At 70.6% G+C, this 23,302-nt stretch carries 21 protein-coding genes; 7 read left to right on the top strand and 14 right to left on the bottom strand.

The genetic code is table 11. The annotated features are described in order from the left end of the window. Positions 1 to 87 precede the first annotated feature (87 nt). The gene (locus tag JAO81_RS15300; protein WP_199548396.1) at positions 88 to 1,428 is read right to left on the bottom strand and encodes an Nramp family divalent metal transporter; all 1,341 of its coding nucleotides are present in this window, start codon (positions 1,426 to 1,428) and stop codon (positions 88 to 90) included. A gap of 219 nt (positions 1,429 to 1,647) precedes the next feature. Between JAO81_RS15300 and JAO81_RS15295 the strand changes: the two genes are divergently transcribed. After that, the gene (locus JAO81_RS15295; protein ID WP_199548395.1) at positions 1,648 to 2,994 is read left to right on the top strand and encodes a M14 family metallopeptidase; all 1,347 of its coding nucleotides are present in this window, start codon (positions 1,648 to 1,650) and stop codon (positions 2,992 to 2,994) included. A gap of 4 nt (positions 2,995 to 2,998) precedes the next feature. On the opposite strand, the gene JAO81_RS15290 is transcribed toward JAO81_RS15295, so the two are convergent. The 5 genes from JAO81_RS15290 to JAO81_RS15270 all read right to left on the bottom strand — a co-directional run bounded on the left by JAO81_RS15290 (position 2,999) and on the right by JAO81_RS15270 (position 7,397). Then, positions 2,999 to 3,433, bottom strand: coding sequence for a hypothetical protein (locus JAO81_RS15290; protein ID WP_199548394.1), 435 nt, complete (start codon positions 3,431 to 3,433; stop codon positions 2,999 to 3,001). Positions 3,434 to 3,502: 69 nt separating this feature from the next. Continuing rightward, positions 3,503 to 4,978, bottom strand: a complete 1,476-nt coding sequence (locus tag JAO81_RS15285; protein WP_199548404.1) for a GntP family permease — start codon at positions 4,976 to 4,978, stop codon at positions 3,503 to 3,505. A 157-nt stretch (positions 4,979 to 5,135) separates the two neighbouring features. Next, positions 5,136 to 5,546 carry a RidA family protein gene (locus JAO81_RS15280; RefSeq protein WP_165334226.1) on the bottom strand — a complete coding sequence of 137 codons (411 nt, stop codon included), beginning with the start codon at positions 5,544 to 5,546 and terminating at the stop codon, positions 5,136 to 5,138. Positions 5,547 to 5,595: 49 nt separating this feature from the next. Beyond that, positions 5,596 to 6,345, bottom strand: a complete 750-nt coding sequence (locus JAO81_RS15275) for an IclR family transcriptional regulator (RefSeq protein ID WP_199548393.1) — start codon at positions 6,343 to 6,345, stop codon at positions 5,596 to 5,598. Further along, entirely contained in the window at positions 6,342 to 7,397 is a 1,056-nt protein-coding gene (locus JAO81_RS15270) for a sugar kinase (protein ID WP_307813386.1), read from the bottom strand. Before JAO81_RS15270 ends, JAO81_RS15275 begins: the two co-directional genes overlap by 4 nt. A 208-nt stretch (positions 7,398 to 7,605) precedes the next feature. Here JAO81_RS15270 and JAO81_RS15265 point away from each other — a divergent pair, with 208 nt between their 5' ends. The 5 genes from JAO81_RS15265 (at position 7,606) to JAO81_RS15245 (ending at position 14,111) form a co-directional block, all read left to right on the top strand. Further along, entirely contained in the window at positions 7,606 to 8,964 is a 1,359-nt protein-coding gene (locus JAO81_RS15265; protein WP_233415386.1) for an amino acid deaminase, read from the top strand. 99 nt (positions 8,965 to 9,063) lie between these two features. Beyond that, complete coding sequence (locus JAO81_RS15260) at positions 9,064 to 10,665, top strand: amidohydrolase family protein (protein WP_199548390.1); 1,602 nt, start codon at positions 9,064 to 9,066, stop codon at positions 10,663 to 10,665. Between the two features lie 224 nt (positions 10,666 to 10,889). Then, entirely contained in the window at positions 10,890 to 12,167 is a 1,278-nt protein-coding gene (locus JAO81_RS15255) for an MFS transporter (RefSeq protein ID WP_199548389.1), read from the top strand. Continuing rightward, positions 12,140 to 12,670, top strand: a complete 531-nt coding sequence (locus JAO81_RS15250; protein WP_199548388.1) for a DUF4240 domain-containing protein — start codon at positions 12,140 to 12,142, stop codon at positions 12,668 to 12,670. Before JAO81_RS15255 ends, JAO81_RS15250 begins: the two co-directional genes overlap by 28 nt. Positions 12,671 to 12,899: 229 nt before the next feature. Next, complete coding sequence (locus tag JAO81_RS15245; protein ID WP_199548387.1) at positions 12,900 to 14,111, top strand: pyridoxal phosphate-dependent aminotransferase; 1,212 nt, start codon at positions 12,900 to 12,902, stop codon at positions 14,109 to 14,111. A 77-nt stretch (positions 14,112 to 14,188) separates the two neighbouring features. Here JAO81_RS15245 and JAO81_RS15240 read toward each other — a convergent pair whose 3' ends face one another. The 8 genes from JAO81_RS15240 to JAO81_RS15205 all read right to left on the bottom strand — a co-directional run bounded on the left by JAO81_RS15240 (position 14,189) and on the right by JAO81_RS15205 (position 22,298). Next, positions 14,189 to 14,596 carry a hypothetical protein gene (locus tag JAO81_RS15240; protein ID WP_165332648.1) on the bottom strand — a complete coding sequence of 136 codons (408 nt, stop codon included), beginning with the start codon at positions 14,594 to 14,596 and terminating at the stop codon, positions 14,189 to 14,191. Between the two features lie 145 nt (positions 14,597 to 14,741). Beyond that, positions 14,742 to 15,980: a hypothetical protein gene (locus tag JAO81_RS15235; RefSeq protein WP_199548386.1), complete on the bottom strand. Its 1,239-nt coding sequence runs from the start codon at positions 15,978 to 15,980 to the stop codon at positions 14,742 to 14,744. Continuing rightward, positions 15,977 to 16,744, bottom strand: coding sequence for a PP2C family serine/threonine-protein phosphatase (locus JAO81_RS15230; RefSeq protein WP_307813384.1), 768 nt, complete (start codon positions 16,742 to 16,744; stop codon positions 15,977 to 15,979). The genes JAO81_RS15235 and JAO81_RS15230 overlap by 4 nt, the downstream gene beginning before the upstream one ends. A gap of 57 nt (positions 16,745 to 16,801) precedes the next feature. After that, positions 16,802 to 17,569 carry a VWA domain-containing protein gene (locus tag JAO81_RS15225; protein WP_165332654.1) on the bottom strand — a complete coding sequence of 256 codons (768 nt, stop codon included), beginning with the start codon at positions 17,567 to 17,569 and terminating at the stop codon, positions 16,802 to 16,804. Further along, the gene (locus JAO81_RS15220; RefSeq protein ID WP_199548384.1) at positions 17,559 to 18,707 is read right to left on the bottom strand and encodes a hypothetical protein; all 1,149 of its coding nucleotides are present in this window, start codon (positions 18,705 to 18,707) and stop codon (positions 17,559 to 17,561) included. Before JAO81_RS15220 ends, JAO81_RS15225 begins: the two co-directional genes overlap by 11 nt. A gap of 147 nt (positions 18,708 to 18,854) precedes the next feature. Continuing rightward, entirely contained in the window at positions 18,855 to 19,301 is a 447-nt protein-coding gene (locus JAO81_RS15215) for a hypothetical protein (protein WP_307813383.1), read from the bottom strand. A 42-nt stretch (positions 19,302 to 19,343) separates the two neighbouring features. Continuing rightward, complete coding sequence (locus JAO81_RS15210) at positions 19,344 to 20,312, bottom strand: serine/threonine-protein kinase (protein WP_199548382.1); 969 nt, start codon at positions 20,310 to 20,312, stop codon at positions 19,344 to 19,346. Positions 20,313 to 20,465: 153 nt separating this feature from the next. Continuing rightward, complete coding sequence (locus JAO81_RS15205) at positions 20,466 to 22,298, bottom strand: phosphoenolpyruvate carboxykinase (GTP) (RefSeq protein WP_199548381.1); 1,833 nt, start codon at positions 22,296 to 22,298, stop codon at positions 20,466 to 20,468. 198 nt (positions 22,299 to 22,496) lie between these two features. On the opposite strand from JAO81_RS15205, the gene JAO81_RS15200 reads away from it, so the two are divergent. After that, on the top strand, positions 22,497 to 23,204 hold the full coding sequence (locus JAO81_RS15200) for a hemolysin III family protein (RefSeq protein ID WP_199548380.1): 708 nt from the start codon (positions 22,497 to 22,499) through the stop codon (positions 23,202 to 23,204). The last annotated feature ends 98 nt before the right edge of the window (positions 23,205 to 23,302 follow it).

Raw genomic sequence — 23,302 nt, 5'->3', positions numbered from 1 at the left:
CACTCGCCCCGCCCCCCCCGCCCCCCCCGGGGGGCTGCGCCCCCCTGCGGGGGCTCCGGCCGTACGGGAGTACCGCGGCGGGAGCCGTCAGAAGAAGCTCCCCCAGTCCATGTCCCAGATCTGCTTGACGCACAGGACCAGGAACAGCGCCCCGGCGACGAACAGCATGCCGTTGCTCAGCCAGCCGTTGCGCCACTCGGCCGGGGTGCGGGACGAGTTGAGGAGCCAGATCAGGGTGAGGGCCAGGAACGGCATGAAGGCCGCGCCGAGCACCCCGTAGATGATGATCAGGCGGAACGGGTCCTCGAAGGAGAGGCCGAGGATGTCCACGCCGAACACGATCAGCAGCGGCGGCACCGTCAGCCACAGCAGACACGCGCGGACCGCGCGCGCGCCGCCCCCCCGCCCCCCCCCCTCCTCGGCAGCCGAGTCGGCCGCCGCCCCGGAACCGGCCCTCGACCGGCGGTAGTTCGCCACGAAGTCGGCGAACATCAGGCTCACTCCGTGCCATACGCCGATCAGCGAAGTGAAGGACGTCGCGAAGAAGCCGACCAGGAAGAGCTTGGCCGTGGCCGTGCCGTACTCCTTCTCCAGGATCCCGCTGAGCTGGACGAGACCCTGGTCGCCCTTGGCGAGTGCGACGTTCGCGGAGTGCAGCAGCTCCGCGCCGACGAAGAGCATCGCGACGACGAAGATGCCGGTGGTGATGTACGCGACCCGGTTGTCCAGGCGCATCACCTTCATCCAGCCGGAGTCGGTCCAGCCCTTGGCGTTGACCCAGTAGCCGTACGCGGCCAGGGTGATCGTGCCGCCGACGCCGCCGATCAGACCGAGAGTGTTGAGGACCGAGTCCTTCGCGTCCGGCACCACCGGGAGCAGGCCCGCGAAGGTGTCGGCGAGGTTGGGGGTGACCCTGATCGCCAGATAGACGGTCACGACGAACATGACGCCGACCAGGACCGTCATGACCTTCTCGAAGACCGAGTACCGGTTGAACCAGACGAAGACCAGGCCCACCAGACCGCAGGCGAGGGCCCACCACTTGAGGTCCATCACGTCCGGGAACAGCGCGAAGAGCGGCAGTCCCGATGAGGTCATCGCGGTCGCGCCGTAGACGAAGCCCCAGGCGATGACGTACACGACGAAGAAGGCGGTGGTCCACGGGCCGAGACTGCGCCAGCCGTCGAACAGCGTGCGCCCCGTGGCCAGATGCCAGCGACCCGCCGCCTCCGCCAGGGAGATCTTGACGACGCAGCCGATGATCGCGGCCCACAGGAGCGTGTAGCCGAAGTTGCTGCCCGCGATCAGGGTGGCGACCAGGTCACCGGCGCCGACGCCGGTGGCGGCGACGACGATGCCCGGGCCGATGTACTTCCAACTGGATTTGCGTGGTGCGGTGTTGGTGGTCGTGCCGTCCGTTTCGGCCATATGGCGCCTCCCCGCTCGTCCCCGATGATCGAGATCACCGGTCACCATCGGCTGTTTCCGGCCGTGACACAAGGGGGCGTGCGGGAGTGGCTATTGACGAGGCCATGCCACTGCCTCACGATGACCCCGCACAACCGCACCCGACTCACCGCATAGCGGACACCGCACCGCCGCACTCGCGTCGCCATGAGCCACCCCCACCACGCTTACGGAGATGTCATGCGCCTACGCATACGCGGAACCACCGGAAAGAGAACCGCGGCGCTCGCCGCCGTCGTAGCCCTCGCGCTCGCCGCCCCGCTGACCGCCGACGCCTCGCCCGACAAGGCGCGCGCCGAAGCGGTCGCCCAGGAGGAGAGCCGGCAGCAGTACGAGATCCATGTGCACAGCAACAAGCTCGACCGGGCCGCCGTCACGAAGATCGCCCGGTCCGGCGTGTCCATCGACGAGAGCGACGGGCACACCGTCGTCGTCACCGCCAGTGCCGCGCAGGCGAAGCAACTGCGCGCGCAGGGCTATGAGTTGGAGCCACTGGGCGCCGTGCCCGAGCGCCTCGAAGGAGCGGCCGTCGAGCCGCTCGACTTCCCCTCGGCCGACTCGCGCTATCACAACTACGCCGAGATGAACGCGGAGCTCGACCAGCGTCTGGCGGCCTATCCGTCGATCATGAGCAAGCGCGTGATCGGCAAGTCGTACCAGGGCCGGGACATCACCGCCATCAAGATCAGTGACAACGTGGCGAGCGACGAGGCCGAGCCCGAGGTCCTGTTCACCCACCACCAGCACGCCCGTGAGCACCTGACCGTCGAGATGGCGCTCTATCTCGTACGCGAGCTCGGCGCCGGATACGGGGCGGACTCGCGGATCACGAACATGGTCAACGGCCGGGAGATCTGGATCATCCCGGACGTCAACCCGGACGGCGGCGAGTACGACATCGCCACCGGTTCGTACCGCTCATGGCGCAAGAACCGTCAGCCCAACTCCGGTTCGTCCTACGTCGGTACGGACCTGAACCGCAACTGGGCCCACCGCTGGGGCTGCTGCGGCGGCTCCTCGGGCTCGACGTCCTCGGAGACCTACCGCGGTCCTTCGGCCGAGTCGGCGCCCGAGGTGAAGGTCGTCGCGAACTTCGTGCGCAGCCGGATCATCGGCGGCAAGCAGCAGATCAAGGCGTCCATCGACTTCCACACGTACAGCGAGCTGGTGCTCTGGCCGTACGGCTACACCTACAGCGACACCGCGACGGGCCTGACGGCGGACGACCGCAACGCGCATGCGGCGATCGGCCAGAAGATGGCCGCGTCCAACGGCTATACGCCGCAGCAGTCCAGCGATCTGTACATCACGGACGGGTCGATCGGTGACTGGATGTGGGGATCGCAGAAGATCTTCCACTACACCTTCGAGATGTACCCGCGGTCCTCGGGCGGCGGCGGCTTCTACCCGCCCGACGAGGTGATCGAGCGGGAGACCTCGCGGAACCGGGACGCGGTGCTGCAGCTTCTGGAGAACTCGGACTGCATGTACCGGTCCATCGGCAAGGAGGCGCAGTACTGCGCCTGATCTCTCAGCCGCGGCTTGCGAGTTGGGCCTGGTAGTACGCGGCTACCGGGCCCAGCTCCGTGAGCCACTGGATCATCTTCTGCTGCTTCTTGGCGTTCACCACGCACTCGTGGAACCAGCCGCCTGTGTGGGTGATGCCGACGCGCAGGTGGACGCCCTGGGCCGTGTAGTGGAGCTGGGCCACCTGCTCCCAGGGGAAGTCGGCGACCTGGCCGCCGAGGTCGAAGGAGATGCCGGCCCCGTCGATCACCAGGGCGTTGCTCTTGTCGAAGGCCACGAACTCCGGTCCCACGACCGCGGGCTGCGGGGCGTACGGCTGCTGGGATGCCTGCGGGGCGTACGGCTGTTGCGGTGCCTGCGGGGCGTACGGCTGCTGGGGAGCGTGGGAAGGCGGCGGCGGGAACTGTCCTGGCGGCGGGCCGAAGCCTGGGGTCGACATGACGCCAATTGTGCGTGAGCGCCCCCGGTCGCAGAAGACCGGGGGCGCTCACGCACGGACGTACCGCCGCTAGACGAACAGACTCAGCAGGGCCGCGACCGCGAAGCCCGCCACCGAGAGGACGGACTCGAGGACCGTCCAGGACTTGAGGGTGTCGCGCTCGGAGATGCCGAAGTACTTGGCGACGATCCAGAAGCCGCCGTCGTTGACGTGCGAGGCGAAGATCGAACCGGCCGAGATGGCCATGATGACCAGGGCCAGGAAGGCCTGCGAGTGGTCGCCGCCCTGGACCAGCGGGACGACGATGCCGGCCGTGGCGACGATCGCGACCGTGGCCGACCCCTGGGCGACGCGCAGGACCAGCGAGATCAGGTACGCCAGGACGATGATCGGCAGACCCATGTCGTCGAAGGTCTCGGCCAGCGCGTCGGCGATGCCCGAGCCCTTGAGCACCGCGCCGAAGACACCGCCGGCGCCGACGACGAGCAGGATGTTGCCGACCGGCTTCAGGGACGCGGTCGAGACCGTCTCCAGGGACTTGCGCGACCAGCCGCGGCGCAGACCGAGCAGGTAGTACGCCATGAGCAGCGCGATCGTCAGGGCCACGAACGGGTGGCCGAAGAACTCGATGACCGAGCGCAGGGTCGAGGGGTCGAGCGCGATCGAGGAGAAGGTCGCGGCAAGGATGAGAAGCAGCGGCGTACCGATGATCGTCAGCACCGTACCGAGCGAGACGGGCTGCTCCGGCGGCTTCACCCCGGCCTCGCGCTGCTCGGTGGCGACGGCCTCCTTGGCCTCCTCGGCCGCTTCCAGCATGTCCTGCGGTACGGGGACGAAGATGCGGTTGCCGATCCAGGCCGAGTAGGCCCACGCGGCGAGCACGGCGGGGATACCGCAGGCGATGCCCATGAGGATGACCCAGCCGAGCGAGACGTTGAAGAGTCCGGCGGCGGCCACGGGGCCCGGGTGCGGCGGAAGGAACGCGTGGGTCATGGACAGACCCGCGAGCAGCGGCATCGCGTACAGGAGGATCGACTTGCCGGAGCGCTTGGCGGCCGCGTAGACGATCGGCGCGAGGACGAAGATGCCGACGTCGAAGAAGACCGGGATACCGAAGATCAGGCCGGTCATACCCATGGCGAGCGGGGCGCGCTTCTCACCGAAGAGACCGAGCAGCCGGCGCGACAACACCTCGGCTCCGCCGGAGACTTCGAGGATCGCGCCGAGCATCGTGCCCAGGCCGATGATGATCGTGACATGGCCGAGGATGCCGCCCATGCCTGTCTCGATCATCGAGGTGGCGGTGGACTTCTGGACCGTGCCGAAGAGTTCGGTGACGCTCAGGCCGGCCGAGAGACCGACCGCGATCGAGACCGCGAGCAGCGCCACGAAGGGCTGCAGCCTGACCTTGATGATCAGGAAGAGCAGCAGGGCGATACCGAGGACGGCGACGGTCAGGAGACCGCCGGTGCCGCCTATGAGGCCGAGGATGCCTCCCGTGTGCGGTGGTGTCTCGGCGGGGGGCGCGGCTGCGGCGAGCTGTATTCCGGGCAACATGGGAGGAACTCCATTGTTCTGTACGGGTGCGGGGCGGGGGCGGGGGGGGCGGGCCCGGGGGGGGGCCGCGGGGGGGGGGGGCCCGCCCGGCCGGCGAGGGGGCCGGGCGGGGTTAAGGGCACGTAGGTAAGGGAGTCGACCGGTCTCAGCCGAGGACGGCCAGCGCGTCGATCTCGATGAGGAGGCCCTTGGGAAGACCGACGTAGACCGTGGTGCGCGCGGAGGCCGGGGCCTTGAGGCCCTGCTCCTCGAAGTACGCGTTGTAGATCTCGTTCATCTCCGCGAAGTGGTCCACGTCCGTGAGGTAGACGCGCATCATCATCACGTCGTCCCAGGTGGCGCCGCCCTCTTCGAGGATCGCCTTGACGTTGGCGAAGGTCTGCAGGGTCTGCTCGCGCAGGGTCGGGCCCGCGGGGGTCGGGGCCTTGCCCTCCTCGGCCGGCAGGAAGCCGACCTGGCCGGCGACCTGGAGGATGTTGCCCTTCTTCACCCCGTGCGAGAACTTCGCGGGCGGGGCGGTGTGGGTGGACGGCGTGAGCTGGATCTTCTCGGTCATGAACTTTCCTTGCTGTGTGGGGTGTCGGGGTACTTCGTCGAGACCGGACTTACGTGGGTGCGTTGCCCGAGTACTCGCGGCTGATCGCCTCCGCGGTGCGGCGTACGACCGGGAGCAGCGTGAGGAGTTCGTCGGCGGTGACCACCACGCTGGGCGCGGACACCGACATCGCGGCCACGACCCGGCCGTCCGCGCCCCTGATGGGGGCGCCGATGCAGTTGATGGACTCCTCGTGGCCACCCAGGTCGGTGGCCCAGCCCTGTTCGCGTACGACGTCAAGCTCCTTGAGGAACGCGGCCGCGTTGGGGGTCGAACGGGACGTGTACTGGGGGTAGTCGAGCTTCTCGGCGATCGCGCGCCGCTCCGGCTCGGAGAGGTCGGCGAGCAGCAGCTTGGCGACCGCGGCGACCGTGATGGCGACGGGCTTTCCGATACGGGAGTACATCCGCACCGGGTAACGGCTCTCGACCTTGTCGATGTAGAGGACCTCGTTCTCCTCGTACACCGCGAGATGGACCGTGTGCCCGATCCTGGAGTTGAGCTCGACGAGATGCGGGTGCGCGATCTCGCGTACGTCCAGGTTCTCGACGGCTTCCTGGGCGAGCGCGAAGAGGCGGGCGCCCAGGCGGTAGCGCTGGTCGGACTGGCGGTAGACGAGGCCGTGTTCGTGCAGGGTGCGCAGCAGCCTGAGCGCGGTGGACTTGTGGACGTCCAGGCGCTCGGCGACCTGGCCGAGGTCGGCGGGCCCTTCGGCGAGCAGCGGAAGGATGCTCAGCGCGCGGTCGACGGTCTGGCTCATGAGGTGGTGACCTCCCCTTTCGCCCCGGTCCTGGTCCAGCCGGGGCCGAGGCGCAGTGTGCCCCACTCCTCGTCGGGGAGTGCGGCAAGGTGGTCGGCGTGGGCGCGGCCGGGGGGTTCGGCCATGTCGCCGGGGACGGTGAGCGCGGCGGCGGCCCAGGGGTGGCGGTGCTCCAGGCGCGGGGCGGCGGGCAGTCCGGGGAGGGCCGGGGAGAGGAACCGGGGGGCGAAGGCCCCCCCGGCGCCGACGGCCGCGACGACGTCGACACTGAGGGCGGGTACGCAGACGCGGACGTCCTCGTGGAACACCGTCGCGCCCGTCGCACCCTGCTTGACCACCAAGGTCCGCGGCTCCGGGAGCGCCGCGCGGATCGCGTCCGGGTCGTCCGTGACGCCCCAGGCGGCCGCCGCCTCGTCATCGCCGACGAACACGAGGTCCGCGCCGCGCGCGAGTTCAAGCAGCACGCGCGCGTCCTCGGGGGTACGCCACAGACCCGGCCGGTGGTTCACATCGAACGAGACGAGCGGCCGACCGGCGCGGGGCGCGGCCAGCTCGCGCATGAGGGCGAGGCAGTCGTCGGAGAGTGCCGCGGTGATGCCGGACAGGTGCACGATGCGCGCGGAGCGCAGCCCGTCGAGGTCCACATTCGCGACGGACATCGCGGACGCGGCGCTGCCCGCGCGGTAGTACGCGACCTCGTGGGCGTCGGTGGCCCGGTCGCCGGCCGTACGGAAGTAGATCCCCGTCGGCCGCTCGCCGTCCCTGCGTACCGCCGAGGTGTCCACGCCGCAGTGGGCGATCTCGCGCGTGAGGTACTCGCCGAAGCCGTCGTCGCCGACGCGGCCGATCCACCGTGCGCTGTGGCCGGCGCGGGCGAGCGTGCAGGCCACGTTGGACTCGGCGCCGCCGATTCCGCGGTCGAAGCCGGGTACGTCGGCGAGGCGCCCGGGCCGCGTGGGCCGGAACGTGACCATGGACTCGCCGAGGCAGGCGACGTCGAAGCGCGGGGCTTCGGCGGCGGCTCCGGGGCCGGGCACGTTCTGGTGGGGCACGTCGGCTCCTTCTCGGGGTGGTTCCCGTTCTCGGGCGTGGTTCCGGGTCCGAGGGCCCTCAACTGGGCACCGTTCCAGGGACTTTCGTCCTGGCCCGGCCCGGGCCTCCAGCGGGCGTTGACCCGGTGTTGGGACGGATGTTAGACAGAGGTAAGCGCAATACGCAATGGCCGTTGCAGAGGATGCAACAGGCCAGGAGGAGGGTTCCATGGCAGCCGACAACGTGGTCGGAACCGGCGCCGGCAAGGGTGCGGAGACCGTCGCCGCGCTCGCGGAGGAGAAGGCCGCCGCGCTTGCGGACGAGAAGGTCGCCGCGCTCGCGGACGAGATCGTCGACTTCCGCTTCAAGGGGCTGCCGCCGAACGCCGAGGGTCTGACCGTCAGCGAGCTGGCCGCCGAGCGCCGCAACCTCTTCACCGGCGGGTTCACCACACCCGTGCTCGCGCTCTCCGCCGAGCGCGTGGAGCACAACCTCCGCCTGATGGAGACCTACTCCGAGCGCCACGGCCTCGCCTTCGCCCCGCACGGCAAGACCTCGATGGCCCCGCAGCTCTTCGCCCGCCAGGCCGAGCACGGCGCCTGGGGCATCACGCTGGCCAATCCGCACCAGGCACGCGTGGCCCGCGCCTTCGGCGTGCGGCGGATCTTCGTCGCCAACGAGATCGTGGACCCGGCCGGACTCGCCTGGATCGCCTCCGAACTGACCGCGGACCCCTCCTTCCGCTTCGTCTGCTACGTCGATTCCGTACGGGGAGTGCAGCTGATGCACTCCGCTCTCGCCGCGGCCGGCGCCACGCGTCCCGTCGACGTCGTGATCGAGCTCGGTGCCGGTGAGGGGGCGCGGACGGGTGTCCGTACCGAGTCCGAGTGCGTAGAGATCGCGCTGGCCGTGTCCGCGGCCGACACCCTGCGCCTTGTGGGCGTCGCCGGTTACGAGGGCGAGGTGCCCGACGCGTCCCTGGCGTCCGTCACGTCATGGCTGCGGCGCTTGGTCGCCCTGGCCGTGGACCTCGACAAGGCCGGGCACTTCGCCGGGCTCGACGAGATCGTGGTGAGCGCGGGCGGCTCCGCCTGGTTCGACGCGGTGGCTTCCGCGTTCGCCGAGATCCCCGCTCTTTCCGCGCCCGTCCTGAAGCTGCTGCGCTCGGGCGCGTACGTCTCGCACGACGACGGTCACTACAAGCACCTCACCCCGTTCAACCGGGTGCCGTCGGAGGGTTCTCTGGAGCCGGCGTTCCGTCTCTGGGCCCAGGTCATGTCGCGCCCGACGCCGTCGCAGGCGTTCGCGAACGCGGGCAAGCGGGACGCGGCGTACGACCTCGACCTGCCCTTCGCCCAGGTCGTGCGCACCCCGGACGGCGAGGTCCGGCCCGCCGACGGGATCACCGTGACCGGCCTCTCGGACCAGCACACGTGGCTGCGCACGGAGTCCTCGGACGCGGTGTCGGTGGGCGACTGGATCGGCATGGGCCTCTCGCACCCGTGCACGTCGTTCGACAAGTGGCAGCTGATTCCGGTGGTTTCGGCGGATGGCACGGTGGTGGATTTCGTCCGCACGTACTTCTGAGTGCGGGCCGGGTGGGGGAAATCCGCCCGCAGGCGCCCCCCACCCCAGCCACGACGCACCCGCACCCACACCCCCACCCGTCCCAGAGAGGGCACCCCCATGGACCTGGTGATCCGCAACGCCCGAGTCATAGACGGCACCGGCGACAACTCCTACACCGCCGACGTCGGCATATCGGACGGACGGATCGCCGAGATCCGTGCAGAGGGCGACGGGCCCCGCCCGACCGGACAGCGGACCGTCGACGCCGACGGCCTCGCCCTCTCCCCCGGCTTCATCGACATGCACGCCCACTCCGACCTCGCCCTTCTCCGCGACCCCGACCACAGCGCCAAGGCCGCCCAGGGCGTGACCCTCGAAGTCCTGGGCCAGGACGGCCTCTCGTACGCGCCCGTCGACGACCGCACCCTCGCCGAGGTCCGCAAGGCCATCACCGGATGGAACGGCGACGGCGGCGACATCGACTTCGACTGGCGCACGGTGGGCGAGTACCTGGACCGCCTCGACCGGCAGGGGATCGCGGTCAACGCCGCCTACCTCATCCCGCAGGGCACCGTACGGATGTACGCCGTCGGCTGGGACGACCGCGAGGCCACACCCCAAGAGCTCGACCGGATGCGGCAGTTGGTGGCCGAAGGGATGGAGCAGGGCGCCGTCGGGATGTCCTCGGGGCTCACGTACACGCCCGGCATGTACGCCAAGGACTCCGAGCTCGCCGAGCTGTGCAAGGTCGTCGCGCGCTACGACGGCTACTACTGCCCGCACCACCGCAGTTACGGAGCCGGCGCGCTCCAGGCGTACGAGGAAATGGTGAACCTCACGCGGGACGCCGGCTGCGCGCTCCATCTCGCCCACGCCACCATGAACTTCGGTGTGAACAAGGGCAAGGCGCCCGACCTCCTCGCCCTGCTCGACGGCGCGCTGGACGCCGGCGCCGACATCTCGCTCGACACGTACCCGTACACCCCCGGCTGCACCACGCTCGTCGCGATGCTGCCGAGCTGGGCGAGCGAGGGCGGACCCGAGGCGATCCTCGCGCGGCTTCAGGACGACGCGACCGCCGAGAAGATCCGGCACCACATGGAGGTCATCGGCGCGGACGGCTGCCACGGGGTGCCGATCGAGTGGGACACCATCGAGATCTCCGGCGTCTCCGACCCGGGCCTGGCGTCCTGCGTCGGCAAGACGATCCAGCAGTCCGCCGACATGCGCGGCGAGGAGCCGTGGGTCACGGCCCGCCGCCTCCTCGTCAACGACAAGCTCGGCTCGACGATCCTGCAGCACGTCGGACATGAGGAGAACGTCCAGGCGATCATGAAGCACCGGGTGCACACAGGTGGTTCGGACGGCATCCTGCAGGGCTTCAAGCCGCATCCGCGGGCGTACGGGACGTTCCCGCAGTATCTCGGGCGCTACTCGAGGGAGTTGGGGATCCTCTCCCTCGAGGAGACGGTCGCCCATCTGACCTCGCGCCCCGCCGCCCGGCTGCGGCTGCCCGACCGCGGGCTCGTCCGCGAGGGCTACCGCGCCGACCTGGTGCTCTTCGATCCGGCCACGGTCGCGGCGGGCTCCACGTTCGAGGCCCCGCGCACGCTGCCGGTCGGTATCCCGCACGTCCTGATCGACGGCAAGTTCGTGATCGAGGACGGCAAGCGGACGGATGTCCTCGCGGGACGGTCGGTGCGGCGGACGGCCGCCTGATTTTCGTTGGACCGCAGGCCTGCCCCCCGGTTAGCCTGCGGTCCATGTCCAGCCCCGAGGCCTCCAGAATCTAGCCACCGGCTCCCCGGTGGCCGCGCCGCTCTCCCTCCTCTCGCGGAGCCCTTGCGGAGAGGGCGCCCTCGGCATGCCGTCCCACGGTCCTTTTCATCCAGCCGTACGCACCATCTGCGCGTACGGCTCACCGTGTGCTGCGGAGTTCTGCTGTGCCTCATTTCCTCTATCTCCTGGGCCTTGCCGTGTTCGCGCAAGGCACCTCGGAGTTCATGCTCGCCGGGCTCGGCCCGGACATCGCCCGGGACCTTCAGGTCTCCCTCTCCGACGCCGGGTTGCTGACCTCGGCCTTCGCGGTCGGCATGGTGATCGGCGCACCGTCGATGGCCCTGCTCGCGCGCCGCCTCTCCCCGCGGGGCGCGCTCCTCGGTTTTCTCTCCCTCTTCCTGTGCGTCCACGTCGTCGGCGCCCTGACCGAGAGCTTCGCCGTCCTCCTGGTCACCCGGATCGCGGGCGCCCTCGCCAACGCCGGGTTCCTGGCCGTGGCCCTGGCGACCGCGGTCTCGATGGTCCGCCCCGACCAGAAGGGCCGGGCCACCTCCGTGCTGCTCGGCGGGGTGACGCTGGCCTGCGTGGCGGGCGTGCCCGCGGGCGCCTGCCTCGGTCAACTCTGGGGCTGGCGCTCGGCGTTCTGGGCGGTGGCGGCGGTGTCACTGCCGGCGCTTGCGGCGATCGCACGGTCGGTGCCGGGCAGGGCGGCGACGGGTACGGGTACGGGTACGGACGACGCCACGTCGCCGTCGGGCGACGGTGGGGCGGGGCAGGGCGCGAAGGGCGCCCCCTCGCCTTCAGCCGCCGCCCCCGTACCGCTCGCCGCCGAACTCCGCACCCTGCGGCGTCCGCGACTGCGCCTCGCGCTGCTGCTCGGGGCGCTGGTCAACGGCGCGACGTTCGGCGCCTTCACCTACCTCGCGCCCGTGATCACCGACGTGGCGGGCCTCGCGGAAGGCTGGATCCCCCCGCTCCTCGCGCTCTTCGGCCTCGGCTCCTTCCTCGGCGTCACCCTCGCGGGCCGCCTCGCCGACAGCCGCCCGCGCGCGGTGGCCGGCGGCGGGACGGTGGCGCTGGTCTGCGGCTGGACCGTCCTCGCCCTGACCGCCGGATCCGCACCGGCGGTCGTCGCCCTGGTCCTCCCCCTCGGCACGCTGTCCTTCGGCGTCGGCGCCACCCTGATCTCCCGCATCCTGTACGCGGCCGACGGCGCCCCCACCCTGTCCGGCGCCTACGCCACCGCGGCCTTGAACACGGGCGCCGCCCTCGGCCCCGCCCTCGCCGCCCTCACCCTCACCTGGAACCCCCGCGGCCCTCTCTGGACAAGCGCGGCCCTGACTGCGCTCGCTCTTGTGGCCCTTCCCCAGGCGTTCAAGGAGCGTTGTCAGTCCCCGGTGGCAGGCTCCACGCCATGGACACCGACACGTTCTGGCAGCTGATCGAGGACGCCCGCGCCGCTTCGGCCGACCCGTCGGACGGGGAAGCCGTGGCGGCAAGGGCGTCCGAGCTGCTCGCCCAGCGGCCGCCCGCGGAGATCCTGGCCGCCCAGCAGACTCTGTGGGACCTGATGGCCGTTTCGTACAGCACTCCCCTGTGGGGCGCCGCCTACCTGATCAACGGCGGATGCTCCGACGACGGATTCGACTACTTCCGGGGCTGGTTGATCGTGCAGGGCCGCACGGTCTTCGAACAGGCCGTCGCCGATCCGGACTCCCTCGCGGCGGTGCCGGCGGTCGGGGATGCCGCTCCCCACGGCTGCCTCGAATGCGAGGACGCACTGAGCATCGTCTGGGACGCGCACGAATCCGCCACCGGCACCGGTCTCGACGACGCCCACTGGACGATCGACTACCCGGATCTCGGCGACGACTGGGACTTCGACGACTCCGAGGCAACTGCTCGCCACCTGCCCCGGCTGACCGAACTGTACGGAGACGGATGAGCCTGCGGCCGACCTCGCCGCCCGGATCGCCGAGCCGTGGTGCACCTCACGTCCGCGGTCCGGCCGGGGGACTTCCAAGATCCGAGGGTGTCGAGGGCATTCGATCCGGGCGTATGCGTGCGTCGGTGCATTGCGATGGAAGGCAGCCGGACGCGAACCCGTGGATGCGCTGACCCACGAGGGACCAAAGACCGCGCGCCGGGACGAAACACGCTCGTAAAGTTGCCGCATGCAGCTGATCCAGTCGACGAAGCTCTCCAACGTCTGTTACGAGATCCGGGGTCCGGTTCTCGAGGAGGCCATGCGGCTGGAGGCGGCAGGGCATCGGATTCTGAAGCTGAACACCGGGAATCCGGCGGCCTTCGGGTTCGACTGTCCGCCCGAGATCCTCGAGGACGTGCTGCGCAATGTCGGCTCGGCGCATGGCTACGGCGACGCGAAGGGGCTGCTCTCGGCCCGGCGCGCGGTGATGATGCACTACCAGACGCTCGGTGTGGAGACGGATGTCGAGCACGTCTACATCGGCAACGGGGTCTCCGAGCTGATCGTCATGGCGATGCAGGCGCTGCTCGACGACGGGGACGAGGTGCTCGTACCTGCGCCGGACTATCCGTTGTGGACGGCCGCCGTCTCGCTGTCCGGCGGTACCGCCGTGCACTACCGCTGTGACGAGCAGTCGGACTGGATGCCGGATCTCGCGGACGTGGAGCGGAAGGTCACCGACCGCACCAAGGCGATCGTGATCATCAACCCGAACAATCCCACGGGCGCCGTATACAGCGACGACGTGGTGCGGGGGCTCGCGGACATCGCCCGGCGGCACAATCTGCTGGTCTGCTCCGACGAGATCTACGACAAGATCCTGTACGACGGGGCCACGCACACTCCGACCGCGGCCCTCGCGCCCGATCTGCTGACGCTGACCTTCAACGGGATGTCCAAGGCCTACCGGGTGGCCGGCTACCGGACCGGGTGGATGGTCATCTCCGGGCCGCGCGCGCACGCCGCCTCGTACATCGAAGGCCTGACGATCCTCGCGAACATGCGCCTTTGCGCCAATATGCCGGCGCAGCACGGCGTGGTCGCGGCCCTGACCGGGCGGCAGTCGATCAACGATCTGGTGCTGCCGGGCGGACGGCTCGTCGAGCAGCGGGACACGGCGTACGAGCTGCTGACGCAGATTCCGGGCGTGACGTGCGTGAAGCCCAAGGGGGCTCTCTATCTCTTCCCGCGGCTCGATCCGAAGGTCTTCAAGATCAAGGACGACCGGCAGATGGTGCTCGATCTGCTGCGGGCCGAGAAGATCATGGTCGTGCAGGGGACGGGGTTCAACTGGCCCGAGCCCGATCACTTCCGGATCGTCACACTCCCGCAGGCCTCGGACCTCGCGGACGCGGTCACACGGATCGGGAAGTTCCTGGACGGGTACGGGCAGCCGTAGGGACGGGCACGGGTCGGACACGCCCAGCCGTAAAGACGGGCACGGGTCGGACACGCCCAGCCGTGCAGCCGTACGCCTCAGACCGCGGCCGGCGTGAGCGCCTGGGCGTGCGCCTCCATCCGGCGCGCCGCCAGGATCGCCGCCGAGGTGTCCGCCCGCGAGGCCGCCACCACGAGGGCCCGGCCCGCCAGGGCATGGGCCCGCTGGTGGAGCGCCGCCAGATGCGGCTCGTGGATCGCCGCCGCGACACCCGCCCGGACCGGTGCCCGTCCGCCGCGCAGGCGCGTGACCGCTGCCGCCAACTCGGCCGACGCCTCGTCGAGTTCGGCGGAAGGCGCGAGCCCCCGCAGCTCGTCCGTCACCGCGAGCAGCGCCGCGAGATGACCGGCGAGCTGGAGCTCGAGCTCCTCCTCGCGCGTACGGTGCGGGAAATCGCCGTCGGGGCCCATGGTGTGGACCGACTTGGCGCGGATCGGCTCGTACATGGCAGGACCTCCAGTCTGGGATGACCACATCCTAGCTTAGATCGAGTCTAAAGTTGAGCCAGCTCGACCCTACGGATCCGGACGGCGATCCGCTCCCGATCGGCCGCTCCCATCGACCGCTCCCATCGACCGCTCCCATCGGCCGCTACCCCTCCATCGCCACCGCCACGGTCACCAGCAAGATCACGGCTATCACCACCGCCAGCACCAACAAGAGCTTTCGGTTGTCCGAGGCGCTTGGTGCGGGGGCCGCGGCCGGCGCCTGGCGTGGCGGAGGAGGGGTCGGGGCCGACGGGGCGGGCGGGCGCGGAGGCGGTGCGTTGAACAGGTCCTGGCCGCCCGCCGCCGCCCGCGCGCACCACGGGCAGCCCGTCAGATGGGAGCCGTACGAGTGGCGGGGACGGGCGCCGCAGACCCGTACGCGACCGCGTTCCTCGTCGAGCGCCCGCAGCCAGTCCTGCGCCGTGGGCCGGGCCTTCGGGTCGAGCACGCCGGGGCCGAAGGCGCGGCGGGCCAAGGTGAGCAGGCCGGGCGGCAGCACGGTGGGGTCGATGATGCCGCGCGGGACGACGACCCGCTCCGGGCGGACCACGTACGAGATGGATGCCGCGATGTTGTCCTTGACCGTCGAGTCCTCCTGGCTGTCGTGCGGGACGCCGCCGAAGGGATGGTTGCCGACGGCCAGGAGCTGATAGACGAGGACGGAGAGCGCGAAGTCGTCGCTCTCGGTCGACGCCGGGCCGCCCGCCTGGCGCTCGGGCGCCGAGTAGTCGGTCGTGTGCATCAGACAGGGGAAGGACTCACGGGTCTGCCGGTCGGTGAAGGCGATGGAGTCGCAGTCCAGGAAGGTGACGAAGCCGTTGCGGTCGACCACGACGTTACTGCTGGAGAAGTCGCCGACGACCAGGCCTTCGTGGTGCATACGGGCCGTCATGAACGCCAGGTTCCAGGCCACTCCGAGCAGAAAGCGCCAGTCGGCCCGCTCGGGGAAGAGCCGCAGCCGCTGCGAGCGGGTGAACAGGCCCACCAGCTGGACGTGTTGGGGCTCCCCGAACCGCCGCATCGCATAGCCGAGGAAGACGCCCTCGGGTGAACGGGCGAGGGCGGTGGGCCAGGCGAGTTCGGGTGCCTGGTTGGAGTCGACGGGCCGGTCGCCGAGCGGGGACATGGCCAGCATGCGGGTGAGGCGGCGCTCCTGTTCGGGCCCCGGGCGTTCCCGGTAGAGCTTCACGACGATGCCCGGTTCACCCTCGACCGGGTAGACGGAGGCCTCGCCGCCGCCCTTCAGCGGACGTTCGGCCAGCGTGACGGGCCGCCCGTCGAGCAGAACCCTGCGCCCGGTCCCGGCGCGGGCACTGGTCCCCGTACTGCCGCGCGCGCTCATACCCGTACCGCCCGAAGGAGCGTCTTGTCGTCCGCGTTGACCGCCGAGAGCCGGTCCGAGCGCAGCAGTTCGGCGAGCTCCGCCTCATCGTCGTCCGGGTCCTTGGCCGGGGACTCCATCGGGCCCAGCACCGCTGCCAGGAACGATGCGTTGGGGGTCTGGAAGCGTGTGAGGGCCGCCTGGGTGAGACCGTCCGTGGACAGGACCACGGCGTCGATCCCGGGATCGTCCACGCAGTCGGTGCGCACCCACCGCCCCACGTCGCGCGAGGTGAGGAAGACGGTCTCGTTGCTGTACTCGCTGGCCGCCTCGGCCTGCGGCAGGAGGTGGAAGAGACCGGTACCGTCCGTGTCCGTGCCCGCGCGGACGATCACCAGGCCGTCACCGACGCTCAAGTGCCCCAGCCAGTCAGGGGTGATGACCACGACGGTGAGGGTGGTCGCGAAGTCCTGGGCCGGCGCCCCCGTCTGCTCCACCGCCACCAGGAACTCCCGGCAGACCGACTGGAACGCGGAGTGCAGCAGCCCGTGCACCGCGTCACCGGCCGGCACCCGCAGCTCCGCCGCCTCCCGCCCGAAGTGCTCGGTCGCGAGCCGGACCGCGAGCTGCGCGCCCTCCTGCGAACGCGGCCTGCTGCCCGCGCCGTCGGCGACGGCGAGGACGACCACCGGGTCCTCGCCGTCACCCGTACGCCACTGAGCGCTGTCCCAGGCGTCCTGGCACGGGGTCCCGGTGCGCCGGTGCCGGTACCCCTCGACGCTCACCCCGTGCGTGCGCCATGTCCCGCCGCCGCGCGCTGCCGCGCCCCCGCGTCCCATCGCTCAGGCTTCCCAGGCGGGGCGCTGCGTACGGAACTGGTGGAAGATCTTCTCGAAGGCCTCCTCGCCCTCGCCCTTCTGCTCGGCGGCCGCGCTCGCCGACATCATCTGCAGCAGCTCGCGGAACGGAAAGCCCTGCAACTGCGCGTTGTACGTGGGCGCGAAGGCCCGCAGGACGGCCTGGCCGCGGTCGGTGATCCCGCCGACGCCTATCGCGTAGAGCCTGAAGCGCCGGGCCCGCTGCTCCTCGGCGAGCACGGGCACGATGCGCTGCCAGGTGGTCGTGTAGTGGCCGGTACCGTCGGTGGGCAGACCGTCGGTGACCAGGCAGATCTGCGGGCGGTAGTACTGCAGGCCGAGTTTGCGCAGCTCGGTCTTGCGGGCGGCCACGATATGCATGGCGAGTTCGACGGCCTCGGTCATCAGCGTCACTCCGTTCGCCGCGAGGGTCGGCGGGGTGAAGGCGTGCGCGGGCACGAACGGGCTGAGGTTCATGCCCGGATGGAGCGGCTCGGCGCCCCGGTAGGCGGTCACGGACTGGTCGCCGAAGGTGATGACGGCGACCTCGACGCTGTAGCTGAGGCTGACGTCGTCGTGCAGCTCACGGGTCCATTCGCGCAGCGCCTCGTTGAGCGCCTGCACCGGACGGCCCTCCATGGAACGGGAGTTGTCGAGACACAGCACGAGCGGCAGCCGCTGGGCGTTGTTGTCCAGCTCGAAGTCGAAGTCCGCGTACTGCGGCACGGCGGTGGGCGGCGGTTCATTCATCATGGCTGTCTCCTGTGTGCTGCGGGGTCCTCGCGGGAGGCAGGGCCAGCAGGTGCGGTGTGCCTCGTTCTGTCGTGTCGTCCTCTTCGTGCACGTCTGCGGATGCGCCTTCCGATACGCCTTCCGATACGCCTTCGGATACGTCGCGGATGTCGACGAACTCGCCCACGGCGGGCGGCGGGGAGGCGGGGCCACCGGTCCAGCGGGCGCGGTACAGGCAGCGGTCGATCTCCACGTAACCCTCCGGGTGCAGGGCCGAGCGGACGAGGGCCTTGGGGTGCGGGAGTGCGGGCAGCTCGCCCAAGTACGGTGCGGGCGCGGCGAGTTGACGCGTGTGCCGGTCCTCGTCGAGCGGGGAGAGCTCTTCGTCGTACGGGGCGTCGGGCGGGCCGTGGCGCTGCGGGCGCAGCGCCACGGTCTGCGTCGGGTCGGCGCGGTGGCGGGCGGTGCGCTCGGGTGCGGTGCGCTCGGGTGCGGGCTTGCCCCGCGGGGCCGGGGGTGCGGAGGTCCGGCCGGCCGCGTGCGCCGGGGACCGGCCTGTCGCGTGTGCGGGGCGGCGTACCGCCTTCATCAGGAAGACGACGAGAGCGAGCAGCGCGGCCAGGACGCCGAACAGCACCCACAGGGCGGTGTTGTCCTCGTCGTCGGCGTCGAGCGGCACGGCGAGGCTCGCGCGGATCAGCTCGTCGCCCGACTGCTCCTGCGCCACGGTCTCGCACAACGCGGGCCCGATGTCGCCCGCGCACAGCCCCGCCGCCCGCGCCGCGTCGACCGTGCGCCGGTCGAGCGGGGTGATGGTGGCGTCCGGTGCGACCCGGCGCTCCTTGGCGAGCAGCAGAAGCACCGTGCCCCCGCGCCCGGTGGTCCGCCCGGCCGGCACCCGGACGGTGAGCGGACTCTTCGAGAGCCTCTCCCGGTGACCGGAAAGCCCCAACTCGTCGGCAGGACGGTCCAGTCGGACCGACTTGTCCAGGGTCATCGCCTGCGGCCCGGCCGCCTTCTCCGACTGCCCGTCCATGCAGTCCAGGCGTACGGAGAGCGCGCCTGGACAGTCGAGGTTCCTCACCGGGTCCACGGCAGCGGCCGGCCGGGCCGTGAGCAGCCCGAGGAGCAGAGCGCACCCGAGTACGGCCGCCCGCATGCGCCCCGGGCTCCCCGTGCCCCTCGCGCTCCGCATGCGCCCCGGGCTCCGCGTGCACCTGGCGCTCTCCGCGCTCCTCGCACCGCGCTGTCTTCCGCGCTCCACCCCACACCCCCGAACGCCGTGGCCTCGTATCCCGGACTCGCCTCAGAGCCGGAACACTTGATGGCACCTCGTGAACATCTGCCGCGCCTGATCCGCCCAGTCGTCCGCCATCGCCCCGAAGTCCTTGGGCGTCATCCGGCAGGCGAGCGGCAGCTGGCAGACCCCGGCGATACAGGGGTCGGGGCCGCGGACGTCCCAGACGGAGAGCATGGGGAAGAGCTGTTCGGTGTTCCACGCGTTGGCCGCGGCCGCCGCCATCGCCAGCTGGTCGCCGCGCAGCCGGCGCCCGTCGGTCATGAAGGCGACGAGCAGCCGCCTGGTCGTGGTGAAGCGGAAGGTCAGCGTGCGTCCGGCGGCCGGCAGATCGAAGTCGAGGCTCAGGGCGTGCTCGTCGGCCTCCACCCCCGCGCCGGTCCCGGAACCCCATGTACGGACCAACTCCCGCCAGTGCGGCCCGATCTCCAGCTCGCGGCCGGACTCAACGCGCACCCGTGGCTCCATGGCTCACCGCCCCCGCCACCATCGCGTCGGTCAGGCCCGCGTCGAGCAGCGCCTGCGCGTGCGACTCGGCGCCGGCGGGGGCGCCCGCAGACAGGACGGTACGGAGACCCGCGCGGCCCGCGAGCCCCCGCCCGGCGGGCTGTCCAGGTCACGCTCGCGCGAGCGGATACCGGCGGCCACCGAGGGCGGCGGCCAGGGCGGCGCGCTCTCGTCGGGGGCGAGCAGTTCGAGCAGCGGCGCGAGGCGGGGGCGGGCGGCCGGGTCCTTGGACAGACAGGCCAGGATGAGGCGGCGTAACTCCTCGGGCGCACCGGCGAGATCGGGCGGCTCGGTCTGCACGCGATAGGCCACGCGCTCCCCCGAGCCGAAGGGCGAACGCCCGGTCGCGGCGAAGGCGAGGACGCCGCCGAGCGCGAAGACATCGGTGGGCGGGCCCACACTGCCGCCGGAGAGCTGCTCGGGCGCCATGAACGGCGGGGTGCCCATGACGACGCCCGCCTGGGTGATGCTGCTGGATCCGGCGAGGCGGGAGATCCCGAAGTCGATGACGCGCGGACCGTCGGCGGCGAGCAGCACATTGGACGGCTTGAGGTCGCGGTGCACGATGCCCGCGGCGTGGATGGCCATGAGCGCCTCGACCAGACCCGCGCCGAGCCTGCGCAGATACGGCTCGGTCAGCGGGCCGCCGGAGCGTACGGCCTCGGTCAGCGAGGGGCCCGGTACGTACACGGTGGCGAGCCAGGGCAGATCGGCGTCGGGGTCGGCGTCGACGACGGCGGCGGTGTAGGCGCCGCTGACGGCTCCGGCGGCGGCGACCTCGCGGGCGAAGCGCATCCGGAACTCGTGGTCGGCGACCAGTTCGGGGCGTACGACCTTGACCGCGACCGGTCGTCCCGCGCGGGAGCGGGCGAGGTAGACCCAGCCCATACCGCCGGAGCCGAGCCGGCCCACGATGCGGTAGCCACCGACCCTCAGCGGGTCACTGACCGGCGTCTTCATGGACTCAGCCTCATGGACCGAGTGTGCCCGGATTCTTCGGGCGGTGAAGGGCGTGTGCACAGATTGGCACATACGAAAAATCCGTCCATAACCGCGCCCCCAAAGCCAGTTGGGGCTCCGGGGGCAGCAGTTACGGATGGTGCTTCACATGCCTCAGCCGAGGCGCTTCACCAAGGCCCGGTACTCGTCCCACAGCTCCTTGGGCGTGTGGTCGCCGAAGGTGTTGAGGTGCTCGGGGACCAGGGCGGCCTCCTCGCGCCAGATCTCCTTGTCGACCGTGAGCAGGAACTCCAGGTCGGCGGCGGGCAGTTCGAGCCCGTTCGTGTCGATGGAGTCGAGGGTCGGCAGGATGCCGATGGGGGTCTCGACGCCTTCGGCCTTGCCGTCGAGGCGGTCCACGATCCACTTCAGGACACGGGAGTTCTCTCCGAAGCCCGGCCACACGAACTTGCCCGCCTCGTTCTTGCGGAACCAGTTCACGTAGTAGATCTTCGGCAGCTTCGCCGGGTCCTTGTCGGCGCCGACCTTGACCCAGTGGGCCATGTAGTCGCCCATGTTGTAGCCGCAGAACGGCAGCATGGCGAAGGGGTCGCGGCGCAGCTCGCCGACCTTGCCCTCGGCGGCGGCGGTCTTCTCGGAGGCGACGTTGGCGCCGAGGAAGACACCGTGGTTCCAGTCGAAGGACTCGGTGACCAGCGGTACGGCGCTCGCTCGGCGGCCGCCGAAGAGGATCGCGGAGATCGGCACGCCCTTGGGGTCCTCCCACTCGGGCGCGATGATCGGGCACTGCGAGGCGGGGACGGTGAAGCGGGCGTTCGGGTGGGCGGCGGGGACGCCCGACTCGGGGGTCCAGTCGTTGCCCTTCCAGTCGGTGAGGTGCGCCGGAGTCTCCTCCGTCATCCCCTCCCACCAGATGTCGTTGTCGTCGGTGAGCGCGACGTTGGTGAAGACCGAGTTGCCCCACAGGGTCTTCATGGCGTTGGCGTTGGTGTGCTCGCCGGTGCCGGGCGCGACACCGAAGAAGCCGGCCTCCGGATTGATCGCGTACAGGCGGCCGTCCTCGCCGAAGCGCATCCAGGCGATGTCGTCGCCGATGGTCTCGACGGTCCAGCCGGAGATCGTGGGCTCCAGCATCGCGAGGTTGGTTTTGCCGCACGCGGACGGGAAAGCCGCGGCCACGTACTTCGACTCACCCTGCGGCGGCGTGAGTTTGAGGATCAGCATGTGCTCGGCGAGCCAGCCCTCGTCGCGCGCCATCACGGACGCGATGCGCAGGGCGTAGCACTTCTTGCCGAGCAGGGCGTTGCCGCCGTAGCCCGAGCCGTACGACCAGATCTCGCGGGACTCCGGGAAGTGCGAGATGTACTTGGTGGTGTTGCACGGCCACGGCACGTCCGCCTCGCCCTCCTGGAGCGGGGCGCCGAGGGTGTGCACGGCCTTCACGAAGAAGCCGTCCGCACCGAGTTCGTCCAGGACCGCCTGGCCCATCCGGGTCATGGTGCGCATGGAGACGGCCACGTACGCCGAGTCGGTGATCTCGACGCCGATCGCGGACAGGTCGGAGCCGAGCGGGCCCATGCAGAACGGGACGACGTACATCGTGCGCCCGCGCATCGAGCCGCGGAAGATACCGCCCTGTTCGTCCTTGCCCCGGAAGATCTCCCGCATCTCCGCGGGCGCCTTCCAGTGGTTGGTGGGACCGGCGTCCTCTTCGTTCTCGGAGCAGATGTACGTACGGTCCTCGACGCGGGCGACGTCGGTCGGGTCGGAGGCCGCGTAGTAGGAGTTCGGGCGCAGAACCGGGTCGAGCTTCTTGAACGTGCCCTTGGCGACGAGCTCTTCCGCGAGGCGCTCGTACTCCGCCTCGGATCCATCGCACCAGACCACCCTGTCCGGCTGCGTGAGGGCTGCGATCTCGTCCACCCAGGCGACAAGCTCTGCGTGGTTGGTGGGGGCACTGGTGGAAGCCGCGTTGTCGCGCGCCACGATCGCTCCTAAATGAGGGTTTTGTAGTTGGTTGCCCCTTGGGGGCTGCGACCCGGACACGTGCCTGTCCGCTCATCCGGTGCCGACCTCACTCATTTGATCATCGGGGCGATTCGCCCATCTGTCCAGAGGGCCTCACACGTGAGCGTCCCCACATCCGGATATGGAACTTACGGAGCCGTAGGTACGATTCCTGTCATGACGTCTCCCGCCGCCGACGCCACCCCGCCCGCCGGAGCCTCGGGCCCCGTCGAGATCGACCTGCCGCACCCCGTGAAGCCGAAGCTCAGGGGCTGGCTGCATGCGGGCATGTTCCCGGCCGTGCTGATCGCGGGTATCGCGCTGATCGTCTTCACCGACTCGACGCGCGCCCGGATCGCCACCGGCGTCTTCGTGCTCACGGCCTGCCTGCTCTTCGGCACGAGCGGCCTGTACCACCGCGGCACCTGGGGGCCGCGCGGCGAGGCCATCCTGCGCCGGCTCGACCACGCGAACATCTTCCTGATCATCGCGGGCACCTACACCCCGCTCGCCCTGCTCCTGCTCCCCGACTCCACCGCCCGCCCGCTCCTGTGGGCGATCTGGGTCGCGGCGCTCGCGGGCATCGCGTTCCGCGTCTTCTGGGTCGGCGCCCCGCGCTGGCTCTACACCCCGTGCTATATCGCGATGGGCTGGGCGGCGGTCTTCTTCCTGCCCGACTTCATGCGCACCGGCGGCATCGCGGTGCTCGTCTGCGTCATCGTCGGCGGCGTCCTCTACACCGTGGGCGGTGTGATCTACGGGATGAAGCGGCCGAACCCGTCACCGCGCTGGTTCGGCTTCCACGAGGTGTTCCACTCCCTCACCCTTGCGGCGTTCGTGGTGCACTACGTGGGGATTTCGCTGGTCGCCTACCAGTACGCGTGAGTCCGCCCGATCCCTGAGCCCTGAGTGGCCGGGGCCGGGCGGGCGGGGGCCCCCCCCCCCGCCCGCGGGCGCCCCCCCCCCCGGCCCCCCCCCCCCCC

Origin of the sequence: Streptomyces sp. N35 (genome assembly GCF_016464295.1) — a bacterium.
GTDB lineage: Bacteria > Actinomycetota > Actinomycetes > Streptomycetales > Streptomycetaceae > Streptomyces.
Note: the sequence above shows the minus strand (reverse complement) of the source record. Positions and strands in the feature narration are given on the sequence as shown.

Bases quoted from the DNA above. Each gene is read 5' to 3' on its own strand.
- JAO81_RS15300 (WP_199548396.1), bottom strand. From the start codon at position 1,428: ATGGCCGAAACGGACGGCACGACCACCAACACCGCACCACGCAAATCC.
- JAO81_RS15295 (WP_199548395.1), top strand. From the start codon at position 1,648: ATGCGCCTACGCATACGCGGAACCACCGGAAAGAGAACCGCGGCGCTC.
- JAO81_RS15290 (WP_199548394.1), bottom strand. From the start codon at position 3,433: ATGTCGACCCCAGGCTTCGGCCCGCCGCCAGGACAGTTCCCGCCGCCG.
- JAO81_RS15280 (WP_165334226.1), bottom strand. From the start codon at position 5,546: ATGACCGAGAAGATCCAGCTCACGCCGTCCACCCACACCGCCCCGCCC.
- JAO81_RS15275 (WP_199548393.1), bottom strand. From the start codon at position 6,345: ATGAGCCAGACCGTCGACCGCGCGCTGAGCATCCTTCCGCTGCTCGCC.
- JAO81_RS15265 (WP_233415386.1), top strand. From the start codon at position 7,606: ATGGCAGCCGACAACGTGGTCGGAACCGGCGCCGGCAAGGGTGCGGAG.
- JAO81_RS15260 (WP_199548390.1), top strand. From the start codon at position 9,064: ATGGACCTGGTGATCCGCAACGCCCGAGTCATAGACGGCACCGGCGAC.
- JAO81_RS15250 (WP_199548388.1), top strand. From the start codon at position 12,140: ATGGACACCGACACGTTCTGGCAGCTGATCGAGGACGCCCGCGCCGCT.
- JAO81_RS15245 (WP_199548387.1), top strand. From the start codon at position 12,900: ATGCAGCTGATCCAGTCGACGAAGCTCTCCAACGTCTGTTACGAGATC.
- JAO81_RS15240 (WP_165332648.1), bottom strand. From the start codon at position 14,596: ATGTACGAGCCGATCCGCGCCAAGTCGGTCCACACCATGGGCCCCGAC.
- JAO81_RS15235 (WP_199548386.1), bottom strand. From the start codon at position 15,980: ATGAGCGCGCGCGGCAGTACGGGGACCAGTGCCCGCGCCGGGACCGGG.
- JAO81_RS15225 (WP_165332654.1), bottom strand. From the start codon at position 17,569: ATGATGAATGAACCGCCGCCCACCGCCGTGCCGCAGTACGCGGACTTC.
- JAO81_RS15220 (WP_199548384.1), bottom strand. From the start codon at position 18,707: ATGCGGGCGGCCGTACTCGGGTGCGCTCTGCTCCTCGGGCTGCTCACG.
- JAO81_RS15210 (WP_199548382.1), bottom strand. From the start codon at position 20,312: ATGAAGACGCCGGTCAGTGACCCGCTGAGGGTCGGTGGCTACCGCATC.
- JAO81_RS15200 (WP_199548380.1), top strand. From the start codon at position 22,497: ATGACGTCTCCCGCCGCCGACGCCACCCCGCCCGCCGGAGCCTCGGGC.